At 67.6% G+C, this 9,543-nt stretch carries 11 protein-coding genes and 1 tRNA gene; 1 reads left to right on the top strand and 11 read right to left on the bottom strand.

All coding sequences use genetic code 11. From position 1 onward, the window contains the following. Positions 1-194: 194 nt before the first annotated feature. Both ACAG25_RS18855 and ACAG25_RS18850 read right to left on the bottom strand, forming a co-directional pair. A complete protein-coding gene (locus tag ACAG25_RS18855) occupies positions 195-656 on the bottom strand; it encodes a very short patch repair endonuclease (protein ID WP_370489993.1) in 462 nt (153 codons plus the stop codon). Between the two features lie 457 nt (positions 657-1,113). After that, positions 1,114-1,186: transfer RNA gene (locus ACAG25_RS18850), tRNA-Arg, on the bottom strand. A 293-nt stretch (positions 1,187-1,479) separates the two neighbouring features. Here ACAG25_RS18850 and ACAG25_RS18845 point away from each other — a divergent pair. After that, positions 1,480-2,580 (top strand): glutamate--cysteine ligase, encoded by a 1,101-nt coding sequence (locus tag ACAG25_RS18845; RefSeq protein WP_370489992.1) that lies wholly within the window; start codon positions 1,480-1,482, stop codon positions 2,578-2,580. Here the strand turns inward: ACAG25_RS18845 and ACAG25_RS18840 are convergent. The 9 genes from ACAG25_RS18840 to ACAG25_RS18800 form a co-directional block, all read right to left on the bottom strand. After that, positions 2,573-3,280 (bottom strand): anti-sigma factor domain-containing protein, encoded by a 708-nt coding sequence (locus ACAG25_RS18840; protein WP_370489991.1) that lies wholly within the window; start codon positions 3,278-3,280, stop codon positions 2,573-2,575. The genes ACAG25_RS18845 and ACAG25_RS18840 overlap by 8 nt on opposite strands. Continuing rightward, positions 3,277-3,873, bottom strand: coding sequence for a sigma-70 family RNA polymerase sigma factor (locus tag ACAG25_RS18835; RefSeq protein WP_370489990.1), 597 nt, complete (start codon positions 3,871-3,873; stop codon positions 3,277-3,279). The genes ACAG25_RS18840 and ACAG25_RS18835 overlap by 4 nt, the downstream gene beginning before the upstream one ends. Further along, positions 3,870-4,691 (bottom strand): DUF1365 domain-containing protein, encoded by an 822-nt coding sequence (locus ACAG25_RS18830; protein WP_370490001.1) that lies wholly within the window; start codon positions 4,689-4,691, stop codon positions 3,870-3,872. Before ACAG25_RS18830 ends, ACAG25_RS18835 begins: the two co-directional genes overlap by 4 nt. Before the next feature lie 43 nt (positions 4,692-4,734). Further along, complete coding sequence (locus tag ACAG25_RS18825; RefSeq protein ID WP_370489989.1) at positions 4,735-5,805, bottom strand: poly-gamma-glutamate hydrolase family protein; 1,071 nt, start codon at positions 5,803-5,805, stop codon at positions 4,735-4,737. Then, positions 5,806-6,993, bottom strand: coding sequence for an Nramp family divalent metal transporter (locus tag ACAG25_RS18820; RefSeq protein WP_370490000.1), 1,188 nt, complete (start codon positions 6,991-6,993; stop codon positions 5,806-5,808). It abuts the gene before it with no gap. Between the two features lie 102 nt (positions 6,994-7,095). Continuing rightward, positions 7,096-7,329, bottom strand: a complete 234-nt coding sequence (locus ACAG25_RS18815) for a hypothetical protein (protein WP_370489988.1) — start codon at positions 7,327-7,329, stop codon at positions 7,096-7,098. 3 nt (positions 7,330-7,332) lie between these two features. Beyond that, complete coding sequence (locus ACAG25_RS18810; RefSeq protein ID WP_370489987.1) at positions 7,333-7,584, bottom strand: hypothetical protein; 252 nt, start codon at positions 7,582-7,584, stop codon at positions 7,333-7,335. Further along, complete coding sequence (locus ACAG25_RS18805; protein ID WP_370489986.1) at positions 7,584-8,684, bottom strand: diacylglycerol kinase; 1,101 nt, start codon at positions 8,682-8,684, stop codon at positions 7,584-7,586. The genes ACAG25_RS18810 and ACAG25_RS18805 overlap by 1 nt, the downstream gene beginning before the upstream one ends. Positions 8,685-8,697: 13 nt before the next feature. Further along, on the bottom strand, positions 8,698-9,489 hold the full coding sequence (locus ACAG25_RS18800) for an SDR family oxidoreductase (protein ID WP_370489985.1): 792 nt from the start codon (positions 9,487-9,489) through the stop codon (positions 8,698-8,700). Positions 9,490-9,543 lie beyond the last annotated feature (54 nt).

Raw genomic sequence — 9,543 nt, 5'->3', positions numbered from 1 at the left:
TGCCAGCTGACTGTTCCTTCGGCATACCTGCATCCTCGTTTCCAAGGTCAGGAGCCTCCAACTTTTCCAGGGCGGTTCACAGTGCCAACATCACCGTCGGGGATTAGCGCCAGTTATGGCTTCGCCGGCGCGACTGGCGTGCGTAGCTTACGCCGTCTCCCAATCAGAAAGCGATGAAAGGATGACGGCTGGCCTCAGTCGTGGATCGTGTCGTGGCTTGCCGCAGGTGCGCCAGAAGGGCAGAGCGGATCGCGCACTAAGGCGACTATTTCGCTTGCTACTTGCGTAGGGTTCTCGTGCTCCCAGAAACGACGAACAATCCAACCCATAGCTTCTAACCGCTCATCAGTTTCGCGGTCCCGCTCGACGTTACTCGCGATCTTCGCCGACCAATACTGAGCGTTGGCCACCGGGAGGCGCAGATGGCGTGGACAGCCATGCCAGAAGCAACCGTCAAGAAATATGGCAATGCGTGGTCGCGTGAAAATAAGGTCAGCTCGACGGTTGATACTGGCCACGGGCTTGGCATCGACGCGATAGCGGAGGCCCGTCGCATGCACTAGCCGCCGGACGGCAAGTTCGTGCGTTGTGTCCCGTCGTCGGTTGCCGCGCATGGCGGCACGAGTCGCTGGGGACGAAGCCCAAGACGCGGCCATGGAGAGACTCCCTCCTGTTTTCGCGCTTCAATCAAGCATATTCCGAGACGTTGCACATCGGTCACCGCGCTCACCCGTTTGGACAGGGCTGCGCTATGTCCGAGGCACGCCGTGCGTCGCGTACATGTGTGTCGACTGTGCCAGAACGAGCTCTCAGACAGTCCTGGGTTCCAATATTCGAACCAGAATCGCAGTAGAACTCCGAGTCGTGGTCGGTTGCTCCGACGAGCCACAAGAGTCGCGCCGTCCTCGGAGGCGCTCCCTACCCCGAACAGGGACCGGCGTTCCTGTGGGCGACGGGCCCAGATGCCGCGTCAATCGATATCGAAGTACCTGTCGGCGGCGCTGGACGAGGTCCCTCCGGTCTGAATGCCGATGTCCGGCACCGGCCAGCACGCAGATAGCACGACGACAGGAATGCGAGGGAAGTATAGGTGGTGACCTGCGGTTATATAAGTGCCCCCGGCAGGATTCGAACCTGCGACACCGGCTTTAGGAGAGCCGTGCTCTATCCCCTGAGCTACGAGGGCGGGACCGGTCGGAGCTTACGTCACCGGGCCGTTTCCGAGCGAGTTGGTTCTTGGCGCTGACGCGCGCCGGCGCGCGCTCGCCGGCGACGAGCGCGCGCTCACGTCACGCAGAACCCGGCGTGTTGCGCAGCAGACACGCGAGCTCGCGCAGACGGGGTGAGGTGTTGCCGGATTGTGACCGGCGCCTCAGGTTTGAAGCGGAATCGGCAGGGACATAAACGCTCCGACTTTCATCACCCCGATCCGGCCCGTCGTCGAATTATCCGACGGGCCGGATCAATACTTCAGGAGCCATGACGAGCACGCCCACCTTCGGGGTCGAAGAGGAATTCCTGCTCGTCGACCCGTCCTCCGGCGCGCCCGTCCCGCTCAATCGGACGGTGGCCGAGCACGCCGCCCGTGACGGGGTCGATCTGCAACTGGAGCTCACCAGCTGTCAGGTGGAGACCGCCGGGCAGGTCGTCGACACCGTCTCCGACCTGCGTGCCGATCTGGTTCGACTGCGCCGGATCGCGGTGGCGGCCGCCGAGAGCGCCGGTGCGCAGGTGCTTGCCGCCGGACTGCCGCCGACCCTGCCCGAGGCGTTCCCGGTCACCGATACCCCGCGCTACCGCGACATCGGGCAGCGGTTCGGCATGATCGCCCACGAACAGGGCATCTGCGGCTGTCACGTGCACGTCGCGGTGCCCGACCGGGAGGCCGCGGTCCAGGTCGGCAATCGGCTCCGGCCCTGGCTGCCGCAGCTGCTGGCCCTCTCGGCGAACTCGGCGATCTACCGCAACGCCGACACCGGACATGCCAGCTGGCGCAGCGTCCTGTGGGCGCGGTGGCCCAGCGCCGGGCCGCCTCCCCACTTCGACTCGGCCGACGAGTACGACGCGGCCGTTGCGCTACTCGTGCGCACCGGAGCGATGCGCGACGACGGCATGGTCTATTGGGACGTGCGCCCCTCGACCAACTTCCCCACCGTGGAGGTCCGGGTCGCCGACGTTCCGGCCACCGTCGAGGACACGGTGCTGTTCGCCGCCCTGGTGCGCGCCTGTGTCATGACGGCACTCGCGGAAGCGCAGCGCGGCGAGCCGGTGTTGCCGCTGGCACCGTTTGCGCTCAAGGCCGCGTACTGGAAGGCCGCCCGCGACGGTCTCGACGGCGACGGCATCGATTTCGAGAGCCACGAAAGCGTCCCGATGCCGGAGTTGTTGCGACGGCTCGTCGAACGGGTCCGTCCTGCATTGGAGGACACCGGTGACCACGAGTTCGTCACCGCAGGACTGATCGACGTCGCCGCCCGCGGCAACGGGGCGACCCGGCAGCGCCGCGCGTGGTCACGCCGCCACGATGTCGCCGACGTCCTGGCCGAGATCGCCGCGGCCACAACCGAAGGGGTCAGGTGAGGGGCAGCTCGGCGAAGGCCGGGCTGGTCGGCTGCGTCGATCCGCCGGCCGGCTCGATCGTGAACGCCAGGGTGCGCGACGAGCCGAGGTCGGGCAGCACCGCCGTGGTCGACGGCGCCACCGCGGCAGCATCCATCGTGCCCGCCGACGACGGTCCGTCCGGCCCGACCAGCCACATCTGGTACACGGTGCCCGGCTGCGGTGGCGGCACGTTGTTCATGACCAGGACGCCGGCCTCGCGCTCCCGGGAGAACACCACGGTGGCCGTGCCGCCGCCAGGGACCTCCCCGGAGATGGTGCGAACATCGGGAGCGGCGAACACCTCTTCGGCCGTCGTCGGGTTCGCCGCCGGACGAAGCGCATATCCGACACCCAGTGCGCCCAAGCCGATCACCACGGCAGCCGCGGCTCCCAGGACGGCGCTCGACCGTCGACGGGACCGGGGCAGCGCGCGAACGTTGTCATCGGTGATCCGGCCGAGCACAGCTTCCCGTAGGTGTGCGGGCGGCTCGGTGGCGGTGACACTGGCCAACATCGCCATCGTCTCGCGCACCGCCCGCACCTCTGATGAGAAGGACTCGGCGATGTCGGGGGTGGTGTCGGCCAGCTGCCGATCGATGTCGGCGATCTCCGCATCGGTCAGCGCGTGCAACGCGTACGGCGTTGCCAGCGACAGGAGTTCGCTTCGGGGGCTGGTCATGTCACCCCCAGACATCTGCGCAGGCCGCGGATCGCGTCCCGCATCCGCGACTTCACGGTAGCGAGATTCGCTGAAAGTCGTTGGGCGACCTGCGAATATGTCAGGCCACCGTAATACGCCAACTCGATGCATTCGCGCTGCGTGTCGGTCAGCGAACCCAGGCACTCGGCCACGCGTCGGCGTTCGTCCTCGAGGATGACGTTGTCGGCGACGTGGTCGGACGGCGTTTCGACGGTGCTCGCCCCGTAGCGGGACTCCCGGGTGGTCGCGGCCTGCTCGGAACGCACCCGATCCACGGCGCGGCGATGGGCCAGCGTGAGCAGCCACGACAGCGGCGATCCGGCCGCAGGGTCGTAGTTCGCCGCGTTACGCCACACCTGCAGGTAGACATCCTGGGTGGTCTCTTCGCTGTAGCCCGGGTCGCGGAGAACCCGGGTGACCAATCCGTACACCCGAGACCGGGTCTGGTCGTAGAACGCGGCGAAAGCCTCGGCATCGCGGTGCGCAACCTGGCGCAGCAGCGCATCGAGTTCGGCGGTCACGAGCGAAAGCCTAGCGTCCGCCAACAGCAACGACGTCGTCATGGCAGTCATGTCCGCTGGCGATCTCTGGTCATGATCGTGCGAACCGGTCGAGGCGCGGCGGGCATCGGGCAGACCCGTTGCGTGCCGCCCGTCGCTCCTGCGGCCGGCACACGTCGCAGCTTGAGCAAGGTCGTCTGAATCCGGACACTCAGGCGGTTCAGCAACGGGGCCAGCGGGTTGGTCACCTGCAGAGCGAGGATCCGCGCAGGGGTGGCCGGGCAGCGCGCACCACGCACGGTCGCGACGATCGCCGGCTGGTGTTCGCGGTGCAGCGAGATCGTCACGTCCAGACGTTCGTCGGGGACGGGTGCGCGGACGAGGTAATGACCGTCGTCGCCGGTGAACGTCGACATGCGAAACGTCTTGGCCACCACAGCCGGTTGCGCACCCGGGGGAGGGAGCAGGTAGGCGTGTCGGTCACCGCGCACGGTCTGCACCTCGACGACGAGGCACCTCAGCGCACCGTGGACGTCGTGACACCAGTAGAGCGTGAGCGGGTTGAACACGTGCCCGAGAACGCGCGGCTGCATCAAGGCGGTGACCTTCCCGCCTCCGAGGTCGACCCCGCGGGTCTGCAGGAAGGCATCGACCCGGCCGCGCAAGGTGTCCTCGGCGCCCTCCCACAGATGGTCCCGGGCATCGAAGGTGGCAAACGGTCGGACCCATTGCGGCAGCCGCGGCAGCGCGTCGAGGTCCACCAACCAGCTGTAGCTGCGGTTCTCGAAGTAGTGGTGCACGGGCGCACGCCGCAGGTGGGTGATGCGGGTGCGATACAGGACCGCAGTTCCACGGCTCCGGCCTGGGGCGTCGGGTTTCACATCTGCTATTCGGAGCCGACGGCGCACCGGATCGCCCGGATCGGGCGGGGGTTTACCCGGATCGCGCGTCCCACAAACGCGCGGCCCGTGCCAACCCCTGGATCAGGGCCGACGTGGCCGGGGCCAGGCCGTCGTCTGCGGGCAGTCCGCTGCGAGGGCTGGTGCCGCGCACCCGGGCCGACAGCTCGAGCTGGACGCCGGCGCCGCGCACTCTGTTGACCGGATTGTCGGGGTGCAAACCGCGCAACTCGGTGGGGATCGCCTCCAGGTCGGTCACGATCCGATAGCCCGGGACGGCGGCGTGGTGGGCGATGTGGTCGGCGAGCAGCCGGTTACGTCCGCCGGCGAGGATGTGGGTGCTGCGTCCGATCCGGCCGTACCCGTGCAGCGACACCACGACGTCGACGTGATCGAGAAACTCCGCCAACAGAGCAGACTGGCTCGGGTCGTACCGGGCGGACGGCAGATGGTGCGGGTAGCCGGCGGGGTGACGCACCAGGTACAGCGAGGCGTCGGCGGCGTCGGCGGCGCGTTCGGCGATCACATCGGTCATCTGCTCGAGCCCGCCGCCGTGGATGGCCAGGAAACCGAACCGAGACCGCAGCCGGGACTCCTCTGCCACCCCAGGATGGGTCAGAAGCTCGGAAAGAGTCTGTGGCGCAAACGAATCCGCGGGCCCGCGACGCTGGGGCCAGTTCCCGGGATCCCATCGCTGAAGGAACTCGATCCAACGGTTCGGCAGCCTGTGCTGGTGCGCTCCCGCGATGATGCGCTCCAGATATCCGGGACGGGGTGGACCTGGTTCGACGCGGTGGTCGATGTACACCCACGCGGTGGCCTCGCCATCGCCGGTCTGCACGGTGAGGCGGTCGCGACGGTAGCGCACGGGCACCCCCTCGGCACTGTCGAGGGTGGCCAGGTCGCGCTCGGAGATCTGCCACACCACGCCGTGCACCTGACCGCCGCTGAACGGTTCGACGGTGGCGACCCCGCGCTCGTTGATCAACCAGTCGTGGTCACCCAAGGTTGCGGGCACCGGATCGGTGGCGTCGGGGCAACGCTGCGCCATCTGCTGCACATACAGGTTCGACCCGTATGCGAAGTAGCTGTGCCACCGGCTCATTCAGCCGGACAACGTCAGGTAGATCAGGACCACGTTCAGCAGCGTAATGAGTCCGGCGACCAACCACCCCAGTGCGGTGGTGACCCGGGCGTTGACGTCGGCGCCCATGAGTGCCCGGTCGGCGGTCAACCGGATCAGTGGGATCAGCGCGAACGGGATGCCGAACGACAGCACCACCTGCGAGAGCACCAGGGCACGGCTGGGATCGACGCCGACGGCGAGGATCACCAGTGCGGGAAGCAGCGTGATCAGGCGGCGGGTCATCAACGGAATCGATCGCCGCAGCAGGCCCGACATGATCATCGCGCCCGCGTAGGCGCCCACTGAGGAGGACGCCAGCCCCGAGGCCAACAGGCCGATCGCGAACAGCAGCGCGACGGTGTGTCCCAAACTGCTCTGCACCGCTGCGTGCGCACCTTCGATCGAGTCGGTGTTCTCCATTCCCTGCAGGTTGGTCGCGGCCACCAGCACCATCGAAAGATTGACCGCGCCCGCGATCAGCATGGCGACGCCCACGTCCCACCGGGTGGCGCGCAACAACCGGGCCCGGTGTGGGCCGGGTTCGGAATGCCCGTGCCGGTCACGCGCGAGGCCGGAATGCAGGTACACGGCGTGCGGCATCACCGTTGCGCCCAGCATGGCGGCGGCCAACAGGACACTCTCGGCTCCGTCGAAGCGCGGCACGAGACCCGCGGCGGCGTCACCGACGGGCGGCGGAGAGGCGAACAAGCTGGTGAGGAAGCCGATGGCGATGATCGCCAGCAATCCGGTGATGACGCGCTCGAACGCGTTCTGTCCACGCCGGTCCTTGACGAGCAGCAGCAGTAGAGACACCGCCCCGGTGATGACCCCTCCGAGCAGCAGCGGCAGATCGAACAGCAGGTACAACGCGATGGCCCCGCCGACGATCTCGGCGAGATCGGTTGCCATCGCCACCAACTCGGCCTGCAGCCAGTACCCCAACCGGGTCGGCCGGCCCATCCGGCTACCGACGACCTCGGGTAGCGACCGCCCGGTGACCAAACCCAGCTTCGCCGACAGGTACTGGACCAGGCACGCCATCACGTTGGCCGCGACGATGACCCAGACCAGCAGGAAGCCGAATTGCGCGCCGGCGCTGACGTTGGCGGCCACATTGCCGGGATCGACATAGGCGATGGCAGCCACGAATGCCGGTCCGAGCAGCATCCATCCCGGCGGTTTGCGCGTGGGCGCGTCCTGAGTCACCTAACCCCTCTATCCGGGTGATCGAATAGAAAAGTTAGGCTAGCCGAAATCTCACTCGGTGCGCTACGGCCCCAGACCGAAGGCGCCCACCAGGGGCCAGACGGATATGCCGGTCCAGCCACCGTAGTTCCACGGGGGTGGCGTAGTAGTCAGCTGGGTGCTGCCCTTGGTCTGGCAGAAGGTTACCGTCGGTCCCGCATCGGAACAGTCCGGTGCGGCCACCGACGCGGGTGCCGCCGTCATCGCGACGGCGGCACCGGCAATGAGCGCGAGGATGAAGCGCCGCACGGTGAACATGGGTCAGAGGATGAACATCCCGTAGTCCCACGGGAACATGCCGCCCATGGGACCAGGCGCGTAGACGCCGGGGCGGGAGTCGATCTCAGCGTTACCGGGGGACTGGCACACCGTGGTCGAGCCACCCGCCATTCCTCCGCCGTGGCCGGTCTCGACGCACGTCGGTTGTGCGAGCGCGGCGGGCGCCGCGGCGATGGCGACCGACGCGCCGCCGGCGATCAGGAGAGCGGCAAGTGAACTCAGACGAGCCTTCATCAGCGGGTTCCTTCCACAGGGTTTCGCGTGCAAGCGTACAAGCCTTTGCCGGTTATGGGAGGCAACTCGATGGCAGTGACGATTCCCGGCGGGGCTGCGACGACCGCCTCGATGGCATTGACGACTCGCGCGGCGGTGGCGACCAACCCGGCGTGGTTGTGGTCGCCGTTGGGGCTGCTCAGGCACAGATCCACCGCGTAGGACGGTTCACCGGTGATCTCGATGCGGTACGAACCGCCGTGCTGGGCGGGCTGCGGCCAATCGGGGCAGAGGTCGTCGCGCAGGCGGGTGACGTGTTCGAGGACGACGGCCACGTCGCCGTCCTTGATGCCGCGGACCTCGAATCGCATTGCAGCCGTAGTTCCTTCGGCGATGTGGCCGGCAGCGATGTCGAAGGCCTCGGGAGCGGGGACGCGCGTGTGGGTTTCGGTGACCTCGTCGAGTTCGATGCCGAGACCGGCTGCAAGTTGCCGTACCACCGACCCCCACGCCAGGCTGAGCACACCGGGCTGCAGCAGCATCGGCGTCTCGTCCAGGCTGCGTCCGAAGCCCATCACGTCGAACATCACGGTGGCGCTGTCGTAGGTGTCGTAGTTGATGATCTCCATGCAGCGGATCTGCTGGATGCTCTGGCAGGTGCCGGCGAGCGCCATGGGCAGGAGATCGTTGGCGAAGCCCGGATCGATGCCGTTGACGAACAGCGAGGCATTGCCTTGGGCTGCGGCCTGTTCGATCGGGCTGATCATCTCGTCGGGCAGCACCTTCCACGGGTGCTGCAGGAACACCGCGCTGCTGCCGACGACGTTGACACCCGCGGCCAGGATGCGCCGGTAGTCCTCGAGCGCGTCGGGCAGCCGGTTGTCGGCCATGGCCGTGTAGACCACGCATTCCGGGCCGGTGGCCAGAAGGGCGTCGAGGTCATTGGTGGCCCTCACCCCCGTCGACACGTCGAGTCCGGCGAGTTCACCGGCGTCCTTGCCGACCTTGGAGTCCGAGGACACCCATACCGCCGTCAGCTCGAAGCGTGGATCGTCGATCAGCTGGGTCAGGGCGTGCCGACCGACGTTTCCGGTGCCGACGGCGGCGACTTTGATTGGCATTGAGGCGGTTTCCTTACAGGTCGGGGATGGGCATGTCGAGGTTCGGGAAGGTCAGACCGCCGTCGACCTCCAACGTCTTGCCGGTCAGGTAACTGCCGGCCGGGGATGCCAGATACACCGCCGCGGCGGCGATGTCGGACGGGTCGCCCAACCGACGCAGCGGTGTCGCCTGCTCCATCGGGGTACGCAATTCGTCGTTGCTCGCGACGATGTCCAGTGCCGAGGTGAGGATCGATCCCGGCGCGATGGCATTGACGCGGATGCGCGGGGACAGATCGAGCGCGGACAGGCGTGTGTAGTGCGCCAGTGCGGCTTTGGCGGTGCCGTAGGCGGCGAAGCCGCGCCCGGCGAGGCGCCCCATCGTCGAGGTGATGTTGATGATGCTGCCGCCGCCGGCGTGTTCGAGCATCAGGGGGGCCGCGGCGGTGGTCAACGCGTGTGCGGTCGCGACGTTGAATGCGAACGCATCTCGCAGGTCCTTGACCGAGGTGCTCATCAGTGCGTTCGGCATGCTGCCGCCGACGTTGTTGACGACGATGTCTAGTCGGCCGAACGCCTCCACTGCGGCTGCCGCCAGTGCGGCCGTGTCCTCCGCGTGGGCGAGGTCCGCCGCGACGATGTGGGCGCGCCGCCCGGCGGCCGCGACCTGCGCGGCGACCTCCTCGAGTTGCGACCGCGTGCGTGCGGCAATCAGCACGTCAGCGCCCGCTTCTGCGAACGCGACGGCGATCGCCGCGCCGAGGCCGCGGCCGGCGCCGGTCACCACGGCCACCTGGTCGTCGAGTCGGAACCGGTCCAGAATCACGCTTGCCTCCCTTGGTTACCGCGCGTCACGCTAGCAAGGGAGCCGAGCCCATGT

It is taken from the genome of Mycobacterium sp. pV006 (assembly GCF_041287115.1).
Lineage (GTDB): Bacteria > Actinomycetota > Actinomycetes > Mycobacteriales > Mycobacteriaceae > Mycobacterium.
This window is presented reverse-complemented; position numbering and strand designations above follow the sequence as displayed.